Here is an 18,580-nt window from a genome sequence, read left to right as displayed (position 1 = left end):
TAAGCGGACGCGGGGAGCTGGACGCGGGTTCTGGCAGGTAACCCGGAGCTTCATCGGGCTATCCTATATATAAGCCAGGCTATTAAAACAGCTCGAGCTGACCCGCAGAGCCTCTCGCCTTTTTATTTTTCGCTTTATCAGTGGCCCCTGAAGATCCCGCTGCAGAGGTAATTGAAGGAGCGCGAAACTGCGAAGTATCGAGCCCTTTGAAGCGGCCCGAACGCAAACCTATGCCGAGGCGCGTAACAGCTTTTTCGAAGCGCTGGCGGATCAGGTCAGCCCATATGCCTTCACCATGCATGCGCGTGCCGAAACTGGAGTCATAATCCTTACCCCCTCGCATGTCACGCACCCGGTTCATTACACGCGCTGCCCTGTCGGGAAAGTGGGCTTCCAGCCATTGCCTGAATAGCGGACTGACTTCCCATGGCAGGCGAAGCATGACATAACCGGCATTGATGGCTCCCGCGTCTGCCGCCGCCGCCAGTATTCGCTCGAGATCAGGATCAGTAACGAAGGGAATGACAGGTGCGACGCTGACTCCGACCGGAATCCCGGCGTCGGTCAATGTGCGAATCGTACGCAAGCGACGGGCTGGCGCCGCTGCGCGCGGTTCCAGCGTACGAGCCACCGCCGGGTCGAGTGTGGTTATTGTCACGGCTGCCATCGCCTGCCGTCTCGACGCCATGTCCGCGAGCAGATCGATGTCGCGCTCGATCAACGAGGATTTGGAGATGAGCGCTACAGGGTGCCCGCATTCGTGCAATACCTCCAGCACGCGCCTTGTGAGCCGCAAATCGCGCTCGCAGGGTTGATAAGCATCTGTATTGACACCGAGTGCAATCGGCTCCGGCACGTAGGTTGCTTTTGCCAGTTCCCGCCTCAGCAGTTCGGGCGCATTGACCTTGGCAAAAATCCTGCTTTCGAAATCAAGTCCCGGCGATAAACCAAGATAGCTGTGGGTGGGGCGAGCGAAGCAATAAATACAGCCGTGCTCGCAGCCGCGATAAGGGTTGAGCGAGATGCTGAATGGCACATCGGGAGACTGATTGCGGCTCAGGATGGTCTTGGCCCGTTCCTCGATGACCTCGGTTTTCCATGCAGGCGCATTATCCTGCTCTGCGTCGCTAGTAGCCGGGCTATCGCAACTCGGGTCCGCCTCCACATCCCCTATATCAGTATCGGTATGTAACCATCCGTCATCGATATCTTCCCGTATCAATGTTTCATAACGTCCTTGCAGATTGGATACAGCGCCACGCCCTTTTCGCGCTTTCAGGGGCGATTGAATGAACGGCGGTTCAGCTTCGATATGCGGATCAGAGTCGGACATTGTGGGGCGGTGGATCCTCTATAATAGCCAAGAAGGAATTGGTGGAGCGCGTTTGGAGATACATAATGATCGATAACGAGCGCTCTGTTGCAACAACAGTTAATTTTGGAATCTTGGCCTTTCATTTGGTTCATTGTACGCATTTTCTCATATCAGCAGAAACGAGGATGTCAGCGTAGTACTCCATCGGCATGTGCTGCAACCGGTCGTTACCTTCGTGTTTGCTGTCATGAAACGCTAATGTAGACCACCGATAATTCGCCGATAATTCGTAGTTTGTTGTGGTAGGCAAAGTCCGGCGTTCATAAATACAGAGGAGATGGAAATCAAAATTCTCGCGGTGTTCCTGCTCAGTTCAAGTCTGATGGGCTCTGTTCTGGCTCAGACTTCGGTGAGCATTGGCCCAAAACCCGATCCCCAAGTGGCGCAGCTGGAGATGGCGTTGAATCGCCTGAACCAGGAACAGCAGTCCGTGTACCAGCAGTTCCAGATGATTCAGGACCTTCGGCGTAACGAGATACAGGATGGGCATCCGCTCATCGTCCAGGGGCCTCCTGCCATGGGGGGCGTGAAAGACGCACCCCCGACGAACTATGACGACAACATCAGGCTGCAACGAGAGCGTCAGGAACGTATTCAAAAGTACACCGACGACCTCAACCGACTGTATTCCCGTTATGCGGAACTGGGAGAGCAGAAGAAGACGCTACTCGACCAGATCATGGAGCTTTCTAAAGCGCCGGGGCGTTGATGCCGATGTTGATCAACGACGGGTACGGAGTCTCGCTGTAATTCATATGTTGATGGGGTAGTGGGACTGAAATTATTGCGGTCACATGCGCAGTCCCGCGTCCTTTTATCTATGCAGTCCTCGAATTTCCTCACGCAGTGCCCTGATCTCCGCCCGCATCGATTCGGCTCCCCCAACTCCGCCTCGACGTTTTCGCCTCCCGGCCAATGAAAAAAGTGGCCCGCGCGGTTATATAGCCGAACATGGCAAAGCTGTATAGCGCCAGAGAAGCGTCTGGCGCCCGTTCACGATTTTATCTTGAGAGGGGAGCAGTGGTTCGTCCATGATCATATCACTCCGGAAATAAGCAAAAGCATGGGCAAAAGTGGAGGTAGTCTCCTACACTTATTGATATGGTGTTTCTTTGTTTTAAGCATAAACAGATAGAGGCAACGCCAGTTCAAAGGTTAATCGAGGGGCAAGTCCATGGCTATTCCGTTTGATCGTGGTTATTACAAGCCGCCGTTTGTGAAGCTTGTATCGGAGTATCCGGGCGACGACATCTATCCTGTAGCCGATTTTCGGGTGGAATGGGGCCCTGTCTTTCATCGGGGCCGATTGGATGGGAGTGCCCGCGTACTCATCATTGGCCAGGACCCGGCGCAGCATGAAGCAATCGTGCGGCGGGTTCTTGTCGGCACGGCGGGGAAGCGCGCGCAAGGCTTCTTGAAGCGCCTCGGTTTCACTCGAAATTACGTCTTCATCAACACTTTTCTCTACAGCGTATATGGACAAGGCGGAGGGAACAGGCATATCGAAAACACCGCGATAACGGCCTACCGCAATCGGTGGATCAAGGCGATTCTGGACCGTAGCCCTATTGATGCGGTAGTGGCCTTCGGTGGACTCGCCAATATGGCGTGGCGGGGTTGGCTCACCTCTTCCGCCGGCGCGTCGACTGGCTCGCTGCCGTTCCAGCACTTGACGCATCCGACTTGGCCGGAGAGTTCCGCCCGCAGCCGGGCGGAGCGGGAAGTAGCGGTGGAGAAACTGCTCAAGAACTGGAACGATGGATTGCAGGCGCTCAAGCCAGTCATCCAGAATCCGGATGTGCCAGGTGAGCTTGAATTGTATGGAACCGCTTTCGGCCCTGATGATCTCCCGGATATCCCGCCGGATGATCTCCCGCCAGGCCTGCCGGCGTGGATGCGCACTGAGGAAGGCTGGGCCGACCGAAAGGGCGAGACCGTACTGGAGAAACGCAGAACCATTGTGATGCGTGTGCCCAAGGGTGTGTTGCCGCCCTAGGCGTGCCACAGCCATAGGCGGGCCATCGCCATAGACGTGTGAGCTCCCCTCACAGGTGAATACAAACCTCTATAACATATGAGCCTGATCATCGCCGGCCGAATTGTTCCCATAAGCGGAGACCGAAAGGTTGCGCCGAGTGAGGCGGCGAGCTTCCAGGGCAGGGTATGGATCGGCAACGACGGACGCATTGCAGCGGTAACAAAAGGCACAGCGTCCATAGCCGGCTCGCAGATGCACCTTGCCGACTTCGATAATGCTCCTGTGGTTGATGCCGGTACTGATCTTGTCGTTCCTGGATTTATCGACTTGCACAGTCATCTCGCCTACGCCACGCTACCCCTGTGGGTTGAGCCCAATCGAATCGTACCCTTCCAGCACCATGATATCTGGCCCACGCGGCCGACCTATCCGGAGAGCGTGACCTGGCCTGCTTATGCGTTTATCGAGGCAGCGCCGGCAGAACTGCTTGCCTACGCCGAGATCCGCGCGCTGATCGGCGGCACCACCAGCATTCAGGGCTCACCCCCAAGCAATCGTCCCTTGGATGGTTGGCTTGTGCGAAATATCGAGGACGAAACCCTGGGTGGAGAGATAGGGCGTCACAAGGTACTCGCATCGACTCTCACACTCAAACCCGAGCAGCTAGGGGAGAAGGCTATCAGCATGCGGCAGGGGGCTACCTTTATCTATCATTGTGCAGAGGGAAGTCCCGGTTCAATCGTCCAGCGCGAATATCGCGCGGCCCGCACCGCTGGGTGCCTGCAGCGCAGGCTGGTCGCTATCCATACCAACGCCATCGACTCCGCGTCATACGGTACTTGGGGCGAACCGGGCGCGATTGTCTGGTCCCCATTCTCCAACCTGTGGTTGTATGGCGCCACCACCGATGTTCCGGCCGCGCTGGCACGAAAGATTAACCTCTGCGCAGGATCGGACTGGGGGCCATCCGGTACACGAAACGTGCTGGGTGAATTGAAGGTGGCGTCTCTAGTCAGCGAGGCAAAGGGATGGGGGCTTGCAGCCTTCGACCTGGTCAAAATGATTACCGCCAATCCAGGTGATGTACTGGCCGAGGCATGGGGGCGGCAGGCGGGCCGCCTGGAGCCTGACGCGTTGGGGGACGTTGCCGTAATCGCTGCTCACGCAAAAGCCGGTTCTCGACCCGATCCCTTCAAAACAATTCTTCGCGCCACGGAAGTGGACGTGCAGCTCGTGGTGGTGGATGGGCGGCCGCTGTACGGAACTGAACGGCTTATGCAGGAGGCAGGTGTCACACAAACGAACAGGATCGCCATCAATGGTGAAACGCGCCGTCTTGCCCTGACCAGGTTCGAAGGCGACGGCGAGCCGTGGTCTTACAAGGAAATTCTCGCACGACTGGAAGAAGTCCGTGACGACCCCAAGGCAGCGATCGAGAGCGCGCGGCGCCTTGCCTTTGCGGCCATTCGCTCAGGTGACCCACCGCCATTGCGTCTGGCGCTGGATATGCCCACCGGCCGCGTGCCGGTCGGCGGGCTCCCGAAAGATCTGTCGAAGATCAGCGTCCCGCCAATTCAACCGCTCGCGCATGACAAAGAATTCTTTGCTTCGATTCCCGGTCGCGGCTTTCATGATGGATTGCTCGAAGGACTGGCCGATTTTTATGATTGATCAGGATTTGAATGTCACGCTTCTTCAAGCCCAGACAGGACGCCTTCTGAGCGAATTCCTGCTTGGCGAACCGCCATCCGGGCGAAGGGCGAAAAGAGGAATCCGGCCCGACTTTCGGATCCCCAGGGCACGCCTGCTGGACGGTGGAGAACGTTTACAAATTATTGACACCCTGATTGCCGTAATAGGCGGGGTCTACTGCCATCTTCCCCAAAAGCGCGCTGCCTACGCGCTTGATCCTGTGCAGGCATTGCAACTGCTGCGTGCTCATGTGGCTGCGTTATCAGAGGGGGAGTTTCACCTGGCGCTCACTTCAATAGTCTCGGGCTTGCGTGATGCGCATACGCGCTACTCGGGTCCAGGGGCCAAGCAGGGAGCGGTTGCAGCACTGCCTTTCCTGGTCGAGCAGTATGGCCCTTACGATAACCCCATCTTTGTCGTGTCGAAAGTGTCAGCGCCCGAATTGATACGCGACGCTAAATTTACATCGGGAGTAATCCTCGAAAGCTGGAACAGCATACCCTTTGCCCGCGCCGTCGATTTGCACGCCGACCGTGAAACGGGCGGACGCCCGGATGCGCGTCGCGCCAGAGCGCTGGAATCGCTGACATTCCGCGCCCTGGAATGCGGGCCGCCACCGGATGAGATGATTGTGGATATCGGGTACCGAATCCCACTGAGGCGGACGCTGCGAGAGGTACGCATTCCCTGGCGTGTCGTCCAGCCTGATCGTGCTCGAACCAGCCATCAGCCGGGCTCGCGTGCGTCAAGTTACATTGCCGCAGACCCGGCGGCGGAAGCCGTGCGGCGCACGAAGAAACTGATGTTTTCTGGAAACGTATGGCAGGCCGATCGCAGCGGAACCCCTGTTGCGCGGGGCGAAAGGTGGATCGAGACCCGGTTTCAGGATGCGCTCGCAGCCCGAGTCGTGAAAAATGATTCATCCGGGAATCTGGGATATCTGCGCATCTGGAGTTTCGATGTCAATGACGATGACGCCTTCATCGCCGAGGTGGTACGCCTGCTGGAGCTGTTGCCTGATAACGGCCTGATCCTCGATCTGCGCGGCAATCCTGGCGGATTGATATGGGCGGCGGAGCGATTATTGCAGCTTTTCGCCCCGAACACGATAATGCCGGCGCGCTTCAGCCTGCTCGCATCGCCCATGACTCGCGCCATGGCTTCCAGTCCCTTCAACCGGATGGAGTTTGAAGCCTGGCTGCCTTCGCTCGAGGCGGCTATTTCTACAGGCGAGCCTTATTCACAGCCACTGCCATTGACTGACCCGGCCTGGTGCAATGATATTGGCCAGAGATACAGCGGACCTGTCGTGTGCGTTGTGGATCCCAATACGTACTCGTCAGGTGATCTGTTTGCTGCGGGTTTTGTGGATAACGAGATAGGCACACTAGTGTGTGTGGGAGAGGCTACCGGTGCGGGCGGCGCTAATGTTTGGACGCACTATGACCTTCGAGAGGCATTGCGAGGTACATCCTTTGAGCTTGAAGCGTTGCCTGCGGATGTTGGCTACACGATGGCAATACGCCGCGCGATCCGGTGCGGGACTTGTGACGGGATGCCTATCGAAGACTTGGGTATCCCAGGGATTGCGTACGAGATGACCCTTGACGATCTGCTCCACGAAAACCGGAATTTGATCGCTTTTTGTGCGAGCCTCCTCAAAGGTATCCCGCGCACCGCGATGATAGTGGAGATTAACGAGAGTAGTGTGACCGTTACCACCCGCGGATTGGAGGAACTGGAAACGTACGTAAATGGACGGCCGTTTGAAGCAGTGCGTCGTATCAGTGATGGAACACAGCAACTGGCGCGACCAGACGCGGAAACAATTGAATTTGTGGGACGCTGCAATGGCGAAATCTGCCAGCGACGGAAATTGTCGCTCAAGTGAAAGGGGCGGAGCCTGGTAGTGCAGGTTCCACCCGCCGCACAGAAGATCATCCATATCGCGAAAGATACGGTGCAATACGCTACGCTATTGGTTCTCTACAGGTTTTACACTTTCTGGCACCCGCTTGATGGTACTCATCGCCTTGAGATAAACGATAATTTCTTCTGTAACCTTTTCCCGGTTGGAAATCTCTTCCCCAAGCCCCGGCATCGTCGTGTTGTACCGGATACTTTGGGGCGCCATGATCCAGCGCTTGAGGTACTCCGGCTTGATGTATTCCACGACGCTTGCCGGATAATTCAGTTCCGGCGCCTTGGCGCCTCCATCGCCATTTATCGTATGGCAGGCCGCACAATGCTGGCGGAAATGACTGAAGCCGCGTTGTACTTCTGACGCCGCACCTGATTGTGGAACTATGTTCGGGAATGGCGCCTTGAACTTGAGTTCGACGGCCCTGATTTGGTACGGCATGTCGGACGCCCCAGCCTCAAGCAGTACGTTCGAACCGATATTATCCCAAACGAGGTAAAGCGGCCCGAGGGGTACGACCTCGTTATTCTGAAGCCTGTTCGTTAATGTAAACGGTGTGTCATCCGCGTTTGCGAAGGCAAAATAGGCATTGTGGGCGAGAAATTTTTTCACGGGAACACTGGGTTGATACCCATCGATAGAGATGAATACGACCTCCTGCGCCTGTTCCCAATCCTTGCCGAAAACTTTGTCGAACACCGCTCGCGCCGGAAGCACGCGATAAACCCGATTTTGCTTCTCGTGGACCTCGAATACCTTTAGCGACACCTCGGGTGCAAGACGGCGGAGTTCGTCCACCGAGAGTTCGTTGACAGCGTTGCCCTCTCTCTTGAACTCGACATTGGGGAAATTTTCTGCAAATACTGAAGTTAGCGGCAGTGCGAGGGCGAAAACGCCGGTAAGCAGGAGCAGGAAAGACTGGAAAGCCCGCGTTCTGCTCTTTCGTAACACTGATATTCTCTGTTGCATGTTTTCGGCTATATTAGCTCAGTGAGTCACAGTGAACAGGATCAGAAACGGCCGTCGCGGGCTATTGAGCCACTTGTGTGAAGAATTTTATCTTTCAGGTTTAGTCTCGCGGATTATCACTTTCATAAGTTTTCTCTGTTGATAGCCACTTGTCTCTTTCGGGTCTTTTGCCTGATTGTTGTGATCAGTACAGCAAGGCCAATGCCGACAAGAAGGATTGTGCCAGGCTCCGAAACGCGATTTACGGTTGATCCGATATTTAAATCCGCATTAATATCTACCGTGGCAATTGCGGTGTCTGCGCTAAGTCCGGCGCTTATCGACGCAATCGTTTCGTCCGAGAGCAACCCTGGGGGTGGGACCCAAACGGCAGCTGTACTGTCGGATGTAACCTCCTCGTTACTATCCGGAGTTGTTCCCGCGCTTGCCTCGGCGTTAACTTCCGTCGTCGCGTCTATGACAGTATTTAAGGTTGTCGCCACAGTGGTTTCCGAGTTAACCACGGAGGATCGTAATCCCGCCTGCGCTGGCCCCGCTGCCATCACGATAATAAATGCTGCAATCAGGACTAGGGAGATTAATTTATTTATCAATAGTCGCATTCAGGGAATTGAACCGGATTTTCTCCTCAATTGTCGCGACTAGCTATACTAAACATATGTAGCATTTCAATTTATTTTCTACAGTGCGAGCGAACCCATGGGATTAATTAAAATTCATCTCGGCAAAAATAGCTTCCGTCCATTTCTGGCGCTGCTCAATAAGCACAGCTTGCATTACACATTAGGTGAACTGAAGGCAAGCGTGCAAACGGACAGGTTGTTCGTAAGCATCCTTCAGTCAGCGGAAACCTGGGATAAGCTTCCAACGGTAATTATTGAGTTCCTGGACCGACCCAACCGAAAAGTCTCGATTACCGCTAAAGATGGTCGAAGGATTAATGCCAGAGGCCTTACTCATGATGAACTTGGATGGCTTGTTGCAAACTCCAAACAAATCGATCCGTTGGAGGAAGCGTTAGAACAAACAAAGTTCTTGGCACCAGAGCATCTGGTTTTACCTGGATTTTCACCGACACCCTTAAAAAGGCTGACAATGAGTCAGGAGTTGTGCCACGGTGATACGAAAAAAATACGCCATGGAGTTCAAGCAGGAAGCGATACAGCTAGTTCTGCCAGGTAACGTCGGCGAGCCATATTGCAGTAGCGCTCTTCGCTTTATTTGGACTATCTTTTGGTGGGCGGTACTGGGATCGAACCAGTGGCTTCCACCGTGTGAAGGTGGCACTCTACCGCTGAGTTAACCGCCCGCTGGGTTTTTTGGGACAACCGCTGGGGAGGCGCAATTAGAGCATAAATCGCGGATTCTGGTCAACGATGCGCTTCCCCCAAAGTTGCTGCAGAGTGGTGATAAGTCACTAATGACTCAACACTGGGCGGCAGGCGCGCGTAAAATAGCGTACTTTCGCACCGCGCTTTCCAACCGCAATCGGTATTTCCTCATGATACGTACCCGTTTCGCTCCCAGTCCCACCGGTTATCTCCACATTGGCGGCGCGCGCACCGCGCTGTTTTCCTGGGCTTATGCCCGTCGGCACGGCGGCAAATTTGTTCTCCGGATCGAAGACACCGATCTCGAACGCTCCACTGTGCAGTCCACCCAGGCAATACTTGACGGCATGGCCTGGCTGGGGCTGGATTACGACGAAGGGCCGTTTTACCAGATGCAGCGTTTGGCTCGCTATCATGAAGTTGCAGAACAGCTGTTGCGTTCAGATAAGGCGTATTACTGCTACGCCAGCAAGGAAGAGCTGGATACGATGCGTGAGCAGCAACGCGCGGCGGGACTGAAGCCCCGATATGACGGTCGCTGGCGCGATTCAAAGCAAACGCCCCCTGCCGGGGTGAAGCCGGTGGTGCGGCTGAAGAATCCGCTGGACGGGGAGGTGACATTCAACGATCTGGTCAAGGGTGAGATTACCGTAGCCAACAGCGAACTGGATGACCTTGTGCTATTGCGTGCGGATGGCGTGCCAACTTACAACTTCGGTGTGATGATTGATGATCTGGACATGAATATCACCCATGTGATCCGTGGCGATGATCACGTCAACAATACGCCGCGCCAGATCAATATTTTGAAAGCCTTGGGCGCGCCACTGCCGCAGTACGCCCACGTGCCCATGATACTGGGACCCGATGGCGAACGGCTATCCAAGCGGCATGGCGCGGTTTCAGTAATGCAGTACCGCGAAGACGGCTATCTGCCCGAAGCGCTGATAAATTATCTGGCGCGGCTGGGCTGGTCGCACGGTGACGAAGAAATATTCAGCCGCGAACAACTGGTGGAGTGGTTCGATCTTTCATCCATTAACCGTTCGCCGGGAAAATTCAATCCCGAAAAACTGCAATGGCTCAACCAGCAATATCTCAAGACAGCAGACAATGCCCGGCTGGCCGAATTGGTAACGCCCTTTCTTGAGGCGGACGGTTGTAACACTTCAGGGCCAGGCTTGCCAAAGTTGCCGAATGTGGTAAATCTGCTCAAGGAACGAGTCAGTACTGTCGCGGAATTGGCGGATGCAGCGGTATATTTCTTCCGGCCACTGGAGCCCGCCGATGAGTTCAAGGCGCAGCATTTCACTGCGGAAGCAAGGCTGCCGATCCTCGATCTGAGGGAGAAACTGGCTACAGTCGAATGGGATAGTCATGCAATTCACGACGCAATCAAGAATGCTGCGACGGCACATGGCATGAAGCTGCCCAAGGTAGCCATGCCGCTGCGGGGAATGGTGACAGGTACGGCGCAAACGCCTTCAATAAACGCCGTGCTGGAGTTGCTTGGCAGAGAAGAGACGCTGAAACGCATGGATGCCCAGCTGGCGGGTTTTCCCGCCTGACTTCGCCCACGTCCCGCCTGTTAGCGCCCGCGATCTGCTTTTAGGGTTTTAGAGCCTTGCGCCATTACTGCTGCTTTACGTTGACTGGGGTGGGACGGCTCAGTATAATTCGCGTTCATTTTGTCGGGGGTATAGCTCAGCTGGGAGAGCGCTTGCATGGCATGCAAGAGGTCAGCGGTTCGATCCCGCTTACCTCCACCAGTATCTTGTAATTTCGCAAGTCGCTGCAACCGGTTTCAAAAAGTTCTTTAGTCCCCATCGTCTAGTGGCCTAGGACATCACCCTTTCACGGTGAGTACAGGGGTTCGAATCCCCTTGGGGACGCCACCAATTCCCCTGTTGGTAGCCTTATTTTATAATGGATACAACAGGATAGAGTGGAAACGTCTAAAGTGACCTGTTCCACAAGTCCGCACAGCAGGTCTTTCAGTGCACTTCTATCAAGATTTGGCAGATTATCAGCCATAGTCACGAGCATTGCTCGGGCATCTGATTCTTTGATCTCGCTCATGGCCTTCGATTGCCGCCTCGAAATTTCAACTTTTTCTAGTTGATCCTCAAGCGATTCTCTCTGTCCCGCGAATTCTTCAATCTTCTGTATTAATGCATCGGCTGCGGTTGTTTCCGAAAGCAGGTCAGACAATCTGTTTATTTTTGCATTTAGTTTCTTGATCTCGCTTCGGATAGATTCTTCCTCTGCGTCATCGTCTGTGACCTTTGCTGACTTTCTCGCGCTTTCCGTGAGGGATTTGATGAAGGCGTCAGATTGTAGGTCTGCAGCTACGTGCTCGAGCACAGCAGAGTCAACTCGTTCAGCTTTTATGCTCTGCTTCCCAGACCGATAGAAGTCTCCATTGCCGTGCCACATCGATTCGTCCTTTGTGGACAATATGCCGGTTAGCAGGTGAGTGGCCTTGGTTTTGTAATTCAATGCGCGTCCAGCATTCAGTCTTTCCAGAATAGCCTCGGCTTGCGCTTCCGTAATCAGCGCCTGGTGCGTATCGCGCTGAATAATCCAATCTTCTCGGGGGCGCCGCTTCCTTCCCCCGACATAACCATCTTTGGTTGTTTCGTTGTGAACATTCCAGACAGTATGGCCAGCGTAGGTTAGCGCATTCCATTCAATCCCGTTTATCGTGCTGCTGGAAAGATCAAATCCGAGTTCTCGAGCCAAGCTCAATCTACGAGAACCAGTCGCACGGCCTTGCAGATACGCGGCTATTTTTGGCGCAACCTCAGATGGGATTAATTTTGATTTGGTTACTGGAGCTGTCCCGAATTGCACCTGTCGGGGTGTATTCGAGTTATAACCTAACGGGGCGCAGCCTCCCGCCCTGAATCCTTGGCGCACGTTCTCAGCCATTCCAGCCAAGCCTTTCTCACGAGACATGAAGCTATGCACTTCATCCATCGCGTGAAGCACCGCCGGCAGGATAATGCCTGATACGCCATCAAGTTCTGTTGTTTTGGAAAATATTACGGTTACACCGCGCTTGGCGCACTCATGCTTGAATGCGTGGGCAATATACTGGTTTCGCGCAAGGCGGGAAGTGTCAAGCATTAGAACGACAGACCATAGCCGTTCTTTGGATTTTATTTCTCTTAGAAGATTCTGAAAACCTGGGCGGTTATCGTTTTTTCCGCTCTCTACCGTGTCAACAAACTCTGCGCTAATCAGGTAAACCAGAAGACGTCACTGTGATGATGAATAGGATATTCCAGGCGCTGGGTACCGGGATTCATGGCCGGCTAGGGGCGTATAAGTTGCTGCTGTGCTATTTTGGCGCGAACATTGGGTACCGGGCGATTCGGTATGATTTGAAGTGCCGGGATGCGGTAGTGATTGAGATTCGCGGCACGGTCTATAGAACCCTTGATGGGATCCATGACTGTGCCATAGCAGAGATGACCGATGAGATGGAAAAACATACATTAATCAGGTCGGCTGAAACGCAATATGCATCGCGTTCAACTTAGCAAGCTAGATGTACCCCAACAAAATTAAAATAAGCACTATTATCAGCACCAGTCCGATACCGCCACTCGGTCCATAGCCCCAGCCGCTGCTGTAACCCCATCTTGGAATCGCACCCAGCAGGGCAAGTATCAGCACAATTATAAGAATCGTTCCGAGAGTCATTTTAATTCTCCTCGTTTTGATTTGACGGTTTTATTATGCTCTTTTGACGAGTTTTATCTGTTCGGTGGCAGACGAAATACGATCGAGGCGATAATGAAGGGTCGGAGTATGGGCGTGATAGGGAAGGGGTTGGCGTTTATTCAGAGGAGGTTAAGGACGAGGCACAAAGCAGTGGGATGAGCAAGTAAGGGGGAATTTGAGGTGAAAGTCGGGACGCCGTAGTGAGTGAGATTAGGAGGAAGGTTTATGACACTTTAGATCAGATCGAAGTCCGAGCGATGAGCGAGATGGTGAAAGAACTAGAGGGGCATTATTTAATTGGGCTAGAGGGATGTTATGTCTAATCAGCTTGATTTATAGTCATAGGAAGAGTGGATAACCCTGCCGCTTGTGAAAATTGCAAACCCCAAGCTGTTTTTTTCATAACTCCTTTATGAAAGGTCACTATACCTTCGGCAGTAATTTTGCTACGTTGCAAAATAAACTCAGGCCTACTTTCTACCCAATCGTAATCATGGTCTACTAGAGATAGTCCATAATCAACGTTAACTAACCCAAGTCGTATCCAATTGTCTACCATCGCTGGTAAAAAAGCGTCCTCAGCAGGGTCATCAGAGTTGTCATTCTGCAAATTAAGCAAATGGCGGTATAGCGTGATCGTAGTAGGCTTAAATTTCCCCTTGTCAGCAGTAAAGAAGACTTCCGCTATAGGGAACGGGTGGTCAGTTGCAAGTACGCTTTGGAGGAGTTTTGCTTCCTCTGCATCAATCTGTTTGATTATCTCAACGAAGGCGGGATGTGCCAACCTGGCCACCCGGCCATCCATTGCTGATGCAAGCAAATTTAAATACATTTCTTTTAAATTTTGCTCCTCGTGACAGAATGCAAGGCCTTGAAGCGCTGGTCCCGCAACAGAAGATTTGGGTTCAATGACTGCCTCTTGTGGTATGTTTTTCGCTTTCCTTGCCATATCATCAGGGAATTGCTCTGCAAAGTATATTCGCGCTTTCTCAACGGCGAAGTTGAACGCCGCTAATGGCAGAAGAACGTTATTGATCGTTCTCGTAATCGTGACAGCTGTTTTCCCAAGTTCGAGCCCCGCTTCTCTAACCTGGGGATTGTCGCCTGCGGCCTTAATAACCTCTCCGATCAGAGCGATCCCGCCTTTTGCATTTTTAAGAACGTCTTCCGTTGTCATTATTATGTTCCTTGCGCCTTAAGGTTGGTGAACCCAGGGTTCTTCTTAACTTATCCGTAGATTGTATAGGAAAGACCGGGTGCATCAATTTAATAATGAGATTAGAAACCACTTGCTTTTCTCGGGAAGCACTGATAGAAGTATTCTATAGAGTGCGAAATACTCACTCCGAAACCTAACCCAGCCCTAACCCGCTGGGTTTTTTTGCATTTCTGGCCTGCCAATTTTGGCGGGCTTTTTTATGGGCGAAAACAAAATGAGTTCCAAAGTTGGAATGATAGGTTTGGCGCAAGGGATTAGCGCCGGCGTTGGATTGTCGAAACAATTAGGGCAGATGGATCTTGATAAGCAGTACGCCGGAAGATTACAGAATGCGGACGCCACGGCAGAGGAACAGCATGCCTGGAAGAAAGAGGACCGGGAAAATGCGCTTAAATCCCTAGGTGGGTTTGCTGATATGGTCGATGGCATGAGTACACCGTCTTTCAGAACCGACGGAAGCGGGCAGCCAATGAATATTTCAGCGCCACAACAGTCCATGGCGCTCAAGCCTTTAACCGAGCGACCAAACTACGGCATGCAAAGAATGCGGGGATTTGCTGAAGGCGGTCTTGTGCAGGCCACTGATAATGTTTTCGCCGGTAGGCGCGCCCCTTCTAATGTTGGCGGCTTATCCGATCTTCAACAAGTACAGTCCCAAGCCCAGCCGGAACAGCCGCAGCAAGCCCAAGAAAACCTAAGCCCCACCGAGCGAATTACGCGGGCCATGATGGAAACCGACTTGCTCAGCAATCCGGATAAGCTCAGCAAGATGCATGCATATGCAGAAATGAACGGCTTTGGAGACAAGATCAAGCCATTTCTTGAGCGCGCCTACATAGCTAAGAAAAACGGCTTGATAGAGGGCGGGATGTTTCTAGCTCGCGGCCAGGTTGACGAGGCTATCCAGGCGCTGGCAAAAGGTGGCATCAAGCTACAGGACAGGCCGGAGCAGGTTGATCCTAGCGACCGAACCAAATGGAAGATCAATATCAACGGAGCGGGGGAACAGGTTCACGATATTCGGGAACTGCTCAGCACTACCCTGGACGTTGAGAAATACCTGAAATATGGAATGGACAAGAACGAATCGGAAGGGAAGCGGAATGTGTCGGATTCTTCCGTTCGTGATAACGATGCAAGCGTGAGAGTCAGAAACGCGCAGGTTGGCAAGTTGGGCGAAGAGATGAAGAGCATCAGGGAAGAGCGTAATTCTGGTGCGCTTGATGGTTCAACAGGCCGCATAAGCAAGCTCCCGGCTCCTGTTGCTACTGCTGAATGGCTGGTGGAAAATGGTGTTTACGACAACCACAAAGATGAGTTCAACGCGGTCAAGACGCTCCATGACGAGTCGCCAGCGGCACAAAGAATGGCACTTATAGAGGCCGGAATGAAATCAGGGATGTCACCCGCAGAAGCGGCAAAGGATGTGGACGCATTCCTTGCGCAGTCATAGCCAGCCGCGAGCCAGCGCATTTCAGGTTTGCCGGAAGGCGCTAAGCAGGTTGGAACCTCTAAAGGGAAGCCGGTTTATGAGGTCAACGGCAGGCGTTTCATTTCAGAGTAGATCAGAGCGTCGATCAAATGAAATAGCCAATAGCTATGCTAAACAGTATGGGAGGGGTGGGTAATACAGTAAGTTAATGGCTATGCTAAGCTGTGTTAGCCGCTTGCCAGGTATAAGCACTTGTGGTACTAGCAGTTTTACATGTTCTAGCTTATACTTTACCTGTAAGTAAAGTTTAAAAGTCAAGAGGGGTAGCTAGCGCTGAGTTAAAGTAAAAACAGTCGCTTACCTAGCTCTCTTGAGACAGACAGGTTTTGGTGAAAATTGATTGAGGACGGAACTCGTCCATCATAAATGTAAGCTAACGATCATATAAGAATAACAACAACACATGCGGTAGCTGAGTTAAAGATTCAACTAAGGCGCCTTGAGCGCCATTGCTGTTTCCGAAGCATAGGTAATAAATTTATTTATTTGGAGGGTAATCATGTATAGAGTTGGCTACCCATTTTGGAGAGTACTCGGGGGGGTTGGCGTACCTCTTACTTTGCGCGTTAATGTTATACGGGATGGAGAGGTAGGTGTCTTTATCGCAACCAGCGATGATCTTAGAGGACTGGTTTGTGAAGCGGACACTATCGATGAGTTGATGAAGGAAGTGTCTTTTGCTGTTGATGACTTGATTGAAGCTCAAATACGAAATAATTCTCGCATGCATAAGCCCGTAAAGGATGTACGACTGTCCCTTGCATGAACGGATTTTATTCGAGCGTTATAGAACAACTCAAAAAACATGGCTTTTACTATGATCGACAGGGCAAGGGATCTCATGAAATCTGGTCAAATGGTTCGATTGAAGTAACCGTACCGTTTAATTGCAAATCAAGATTTACTGCAAATGGAATTATGAAAACAACTAGGATTAAGCATCACTTTTAACCACATAAAAACCCGCTTCGGCGGGTTTTTTATTGCCCGAATGAGAACCACAACCAACCGCCTCCGGGCGGTTTTTTCATTTTAAAGGAAGCAAATGGCATTTACTGAATTTGATGGCGAGTTGGATGATGATCTGCCGGGTTATGTCGAGTTCAACGGGGAGTTAGACAAACCCAAAGAGGAAGGTGGCTTCATCGCCTCCGCAAAACGCGCAGCCGGAGCAGGCATTAAAGGTGCCGGCCAAGTTGCCGCAGACTTTCATTCCCGGAGTAGATCGAGACAACGCACTAAAGCGTGCTGGCCAAGGAATCATTGACGCCAATCCCACAGCGGTAAATAACTGTCCCGTTGCCACTGGGCTTTCACGCTATCCCGAATATCGGCCGCATCAGCACCGAGTTCGCCATGGGCGGATTCAAGAAGCCAGCCGATCATACTATGCGACTCGCCGCGGTATTCGCTGAAGCATTCAATCCGATCGGCAGCGCTGGTTTCTCAATTCAGACAATAGCGCCTACCGCGATTGATCCTCTCGTTGCCTTATCGGAAAACAGGGACTGGACCGGCAAGCCGATAGCCAAGGAGGATTTCAATAAGCTATCTCCGACTCCCGGCTTCTCTCGCAACAAAGACACGGCGAGCGGTCCTGCGAAATGGATAGCGGAAGCGATCAATACCATCTCCGGCGGGAATAAGTATGTGCCGGGTGTATTCAGTCCAACTGCAGATCAGATCGATTATCTTGCCGGGCAGGTAACCGGTGGAGTGGGGCGCGAATCAGGGAAGGCGCAGCAATCGGTTTCTGCTGTGCTTACCGGGGAAGATTTGCCGCCCCACAAGATCCCGCTTCTCGGGCGGTTTTTCGGTGACTCCGAGAATTCATCCAGTCAGGGCAATGCGTTTTATTCGAACCTGAAACGCATCAATGAAATAGAATCGGAATTAAAGGGGCGCCGGAAAGACCGTTTGCCGATAGATGAATTTAAAGTGGAGAATCCGGAGTATAGATTGGTAGAGCGTGCTAAGTTGATTCAACGGTTGGTATCGAAACAACGGAAGATGAAATCGGAACTTGATTGAGAAAGATGCTCCGCGGGAACAGGTAAAGGCCCGTCGAGGAACGCATCACGAAGCTCATGACGGGGTTTAATGTTCGGGTGAAGGAATTAAGAGAAGAGGCCAGATAAAAGCGTGTAGATGACTGATAGCCCCATGCGAAGCCATGTGAACGCTAAAAGTATTTGCATGAACTGGTGCGGGGCGATCGCTACCAGGGCGAGGAAGGCGATAAAGAAGAGGATGAGCAGGGCCATCACGCCACTATAGCACGGGATTTTAGGCGCGGAATCGTGACAAATCTTCTCTTTTTGACACAGGGGATTTGGTCGAATCCCCTTGGGGTTGCCACGAAATCTCCACTTTCATCCGGTTTAAAATTTGATCGGATGAGTGGCGGGATTGAAATGCGTCAGCCTGTCAGTCTTGTATCGCATTCCGTAGCAGTTCTGCATTCCCAAATAATCGGATCAAGGGACCTTGTGGCGGCCAGGAAGCCGGAAGGGACCAATCACAGCAGACTCCTCCCTTCTGCCTCACGGGCACCCAGCGTTCTAGCAACGGTCAAACAGCGCCAATGATGGAAATTGTTATGGGCGAGTCACGCATAGACCTTTGCAATCAAGTCCATCCTTGGTGGGATCGCAGTTATCGGCGGGATCGTCTACGCATACCATGCCGCCGATACACGAGATTCTGGTGGGTCCGCCGCAGGGTTGCTTGACTTTACTCTCCCCGGACCCTGCCACGCATTTCCCGGGACAGTTTAAGCCCTCCTTGGTGGGATCGCACTTGTCCGCAGGATCATCAACACACGACATGCCGACAGGGCATTTTATGACACTAGGCCCGCCGCAAGGCGCCTGT

The 18,580-nt window shown here is 52.7% G+C and carries 19 protein-coding genes and 3 tRNA genes; 14 read left to right on the top strand and 8 right to left on the bottom strand.

Annotation, left to right across the window (positions count from 1 at the left end; all coding sequences use genetic code 11):
- Nucleotides 1-82 precede the first annotated feature (82 nt).
- Nucleotides 83-1,333 (bottom strand): PA0069 family radical SAM protein, encoded by a 1,251-nt coding sequence (locus CRO05_RS11135; protein ID WP_097067249.1) that lies wholly within the window; start codon nucleotides 1,331-1,333, stop codon nucleotides 83-85.
- Nucleotides 1,334-1,652: 319 nt separating this feature from the next.
- Between CRO05_RS11135 and CRO05_RS11130 the strand changes: the two genes are divergently transcribed.
- The 4 genes from CRO05_RS11130 to CRO05_RS11115 all read left to right on the top strand — a co-directional run bounded on the left by CRO05_RS11130 (nucleotide 1,653) and on the right by CRO05_RS11115 (nucleotide 6,936).
- A complete protein-coding gene (locus CRO05_RS11130) occupies nucleotides 1,653-2,084 on the top strand; it encodes a hypothetical protein (RefSeq protein WP_097067248.1) in 432 nt (143 codons plus the stop codon).
- A 465-nt stretch (nucleotides 2,085-2,549) separates the two neighbouring features.
- The gene (locus CRO05_RS11125) at nucleotides 2,550-3,371 is read left to right on the top strand and encodes a uracil-DNA glycosylase family protein (protein WP_097067247.1); all 822 of its coding nucleotides are present in this window, start codon (nucleotides 2,550-2,552) and stop codon (nucleotides 3,369-3,371) included.
- A 78-nt stretch (nucleotides 3,372-3,449) separates the two neighbouring features.
- Complete coding sequence (locus tag CRO05_RS11120) at nucleotides 3,450-5,024, top strand: hypothetical protein (protein WP_097067246.1); 1,575 nt, start codon at nucleotides 3,450-3,452, stop codon at nucleotides 5,022-5,024.
- On the top strand, nucleotides 5,017-6,936 hold the full coding sequence (locus tag CRO05_RS11115; RefSeq protein ID WP_235001403.1) for a S41 family peptidase: 1,920 nt from the start codon (nucleotides 5,017-5,019) through the stop codon (nucleotides 6,934-6,936). Before CRO05_RS11120 ends, CRO05_RS11115 begins: the two co-directional genes overlap by 8 nt.
- A gap of 84 nt (nucleotides 6,937-7,020) precedes the next feature.
- Here CRO05_RS11115 and CRO05_RS11110 read toward each other — a convergent pair whose 3' ends face one another.
- Nucleotides 7,021-7,935 (bottom strand): cytochrome c, encoded by a 915-nt coding sequence (locus CRO05_RS11110; RefSeq protein ID WP_097067245.1) that lies wholly within the window; start codon nucleotides 7,933-7,935, stop codon nucleotides 7,021-7,023.
- Nucleotides 7,936-8,057: 122 nt separating this feature from the next.
- A complete protein-coding gene (locus CRO05_RS11105; RefSeq protein WP_159462729.1) occupies nucleotides 8,058-8,417 on the bottom strand; it encodes a PEP-CTERM sorting domain-containing protein in 360 nt (119 codons plus the stop codon).
- A 217-nt stretch (nucleotides 8,418-8,634) separates the two neighbouring features.
- Here CRO05_RS11105 and CRO05_RS11100 point away from each other — a divergent pair, with 217 nt between their 5' ends.
- Nucleotides 8,635-9,117 carry a hypothetical protein gene (locus tag CRO05_RS11100; protein WP_097067243.1) on the top strand — a complete coding sequence of 161 codons (483 nt, stop codon included), beginning with the start codon at nucleotides 8,635-8,637 and terminating at the stop codon, nucleotides 9,115-9,117.
- 52 nt (nucleotides 9,118-9,169) lie between these two features.
- Here the strand turns inward: CRO05_RS11100 and CRO05_RS11095 are convergent.
- Nucleotides 9,170-9,244 (bottom strand) — tRNA-Val (locus CRO05_RS11095).
- A 192-nt stretch (nucleotides 9,245-9,436) separates the two neighbouring features.
- Here CRO05_RS11095 and gltX point away from each other — a divergent pair.
- The 3 genes from gltX (at nucleotide 9,437) to CRO05_RS11080 (ending at nucleotide 11,161) form a co-directional block, all read left to right on the top strand.
- Complete coding sequence (gene gltX, locus CRO05_RS11090) at nucleotides 9,437-10,834, top strand: glutamate--tRNA ligase (protein WP_097067939.1); 1,398 nt, start codon at nucleotides 9,437-9,439, stop codon at nucleotides 10,832-10,834.
- A 125-nt stretch (nucleotides 10,835-10,959) separates the two neighbouring features.
- Nucleotides 10,960-11,035: transfer RNA gene (locus CRO05_RS11085), tRNA-Ala, on the top strand.
- A gap of 50 nt (nucleotides 11,036-11,085) precedes the next feature.
- Nucleotides 11,086-11,161: transfer RNA gene (locus CRO05_RS11080), tRNA-Glu, on the top strand.
- Here the strand turns inward: CRO05_RS11080 and CRO05_RS16165 are convergent.
- Complete coding sequence (locus CRO05_RS16165; protein WP_369831633.1) at nucleotides 11,121-12,509, bottom strand: recombinase family protein; 1,389 nt, start codon at nucleotides 12,507-12,509, stop codon at nucleotides 11,121-11,123. The genes CRO05_RS11080 and CRO05_RS16165 overlap by 41 nt on opposite strands.
- 26 nt (nucleotides 12,510-12,535) lie before the next feature.
- Here CRO05_RS16165 and CRO05_RS11070 point away from each other — a divergent pair, with 26 nt between their 5' ends.
- A complete protein-coding gene (locus CRO05_RS11070; RefSeq protein ID WP_097067242.1) occupies nucleotides 12,536-12,811 on the top strand; it encodes a hypothetical protein in 276 nt (91 codons plus the stop codon).
- Between the two features lie 4 nt (nucleotides 12,812-12,815).
- Here CRO05_RS11070 and CRO05_RS11065 read toward each other — a convergent pair whose 3' ends face one another.
- The gene (locus CRO05_RS11065; RefSeq protein ID WP_097067241.1) at nucleotides 12,816-12,974 is read right to left on the bottom strand and encodes a DUF3309 family protein; all 159 of its coding nucleotides are present in this window, start codon (nucleotides 12,972-12,974) and stop codon (nucleotides 12,816-12,818) included.
- A 340-nt stretch (nucleotides 12,975-13,314) separates the two neighbouring features.
- A complete protein-coding gene (locus CRO05_RS11060) occupies nucleotides 13,315-14,172 on the bottom strand; it encodes a DUF4393 domain-containing protein (protein WP_097067240.1) in 858 nt (285 codons plus the stop codon).
- 256 nt (nucleotides 14,173-14,428) lie between these two features.
- Here CRO05_RS11060 and CRO05_RS11055 point away from each other — a divergent pair, with 256 nt between their 5' ends.
- The 4 genes from CRO05_RS11055 (at nucleotide 14,429) to CRO05_RS11040 (ending at nucleotide 16,973) form a co-directional block, all read left to right on the top strand.
- Nucleotides 14,429-15,667 carry a hypothetical protein gene (locus CRO05_RS11055; protein ID WP_143860922.1) on the top strand — a complete coding sequence of 413 codons (1,239 nt, stop codon included), beginning with the start codon at nucleotides 14,429-14,431 and terminating at the stop codon, nucleotides 15,665-15,667.
- Nucleotides 15,668-16,205: 538 nt separating this feature from the next.
- Nucleotides 16,206-16,472: a DUF1902 domain-containing protein gene (locus tag CRO05_RS16160; RefSeq protein WP_097067238.1), complete on the top strand. Its 267-nt coding sequence runs from the start codon at nucleotides 16,206-16,208 to the stop codon at nucleotides 16,470-16,472.
- On the top strand, nucleotides 16,469-16,657 hold the full coding sequence (locus tag CRO05_RS16155) for a type II toxin-antitoxin system HicA family toxin (protein WP_097067237.1): 189 nt from the start codon (nucleotides 16,469-16,471) through the stop codon (nucleotides 16,655-16,657). The genes CRO05_RS16160 and CRO05_RS16155 overlap by 4 nt, the downstream gene beginning before the upstream one ends.
- Before the next feature lie 94 nt (nucleotides 16,658-16,751).
- Nucleotides 16,752-16,973, top strand: a complete 222-nt coding sequence (locus CRO05_RS11040; protein WP_097067236.1) for a hypothetical protein — start codon at nucleotides 16,752-16,754, stop codon at nucleotides 16,971-16,973.
- Here CRO05_RS11040 and CRO05_RS16035 read toward each other — a convergent pair.
- Nucleotides 16,967-17,092, bottom strand: a complete 126-nt coding sequence (locus CRO05_RS16035; RefSeq protein WP_255405943.1) for a hypothetical protein — start codon at nucleotides 17,090-17,092, stop codon at nucleotides 16,967-16,969. The two genes, CRO05_RS11040 and CRO05_RS16035, sit on opposite strands and share 7 nt — an antisense overlap.
- On the opposite strand from CRO05_RS16035, the gene CRO05_RS11035 reads away from it, so the two are divergent.
- Nucleotides 17,036-17,737, top strand: a complete 702-nt coding sequence (locus tag CRO05_RS11035) for an LPD38 domain-containing protein (RefSeq protein WP_235001473.1) — start codon at nucleotides 17,036-17,038, stop codon at nucleotides 17,735-17,737. The two genes, CRO05_RS16035 and CRO05_RS11035, sit on opposite strands and share 57 nt — an antisense overlap.
- The last annotated feature ends 843 nt before the right edge of the window (nucleotides 17,738-18,580 follow it).

This window comes from Nitrosovibrio sp. Nv4 (assembly GCF_900215485.1).
Lineage (GTDB): Bacteria > Pseudomonadota > Gammaproteobacteria > Burkholderiales > Nitrosomonadaceae > Nitrosospira.
This window is presented reverse-complemented; position numbering and strand designations above follow the sequence as displayed.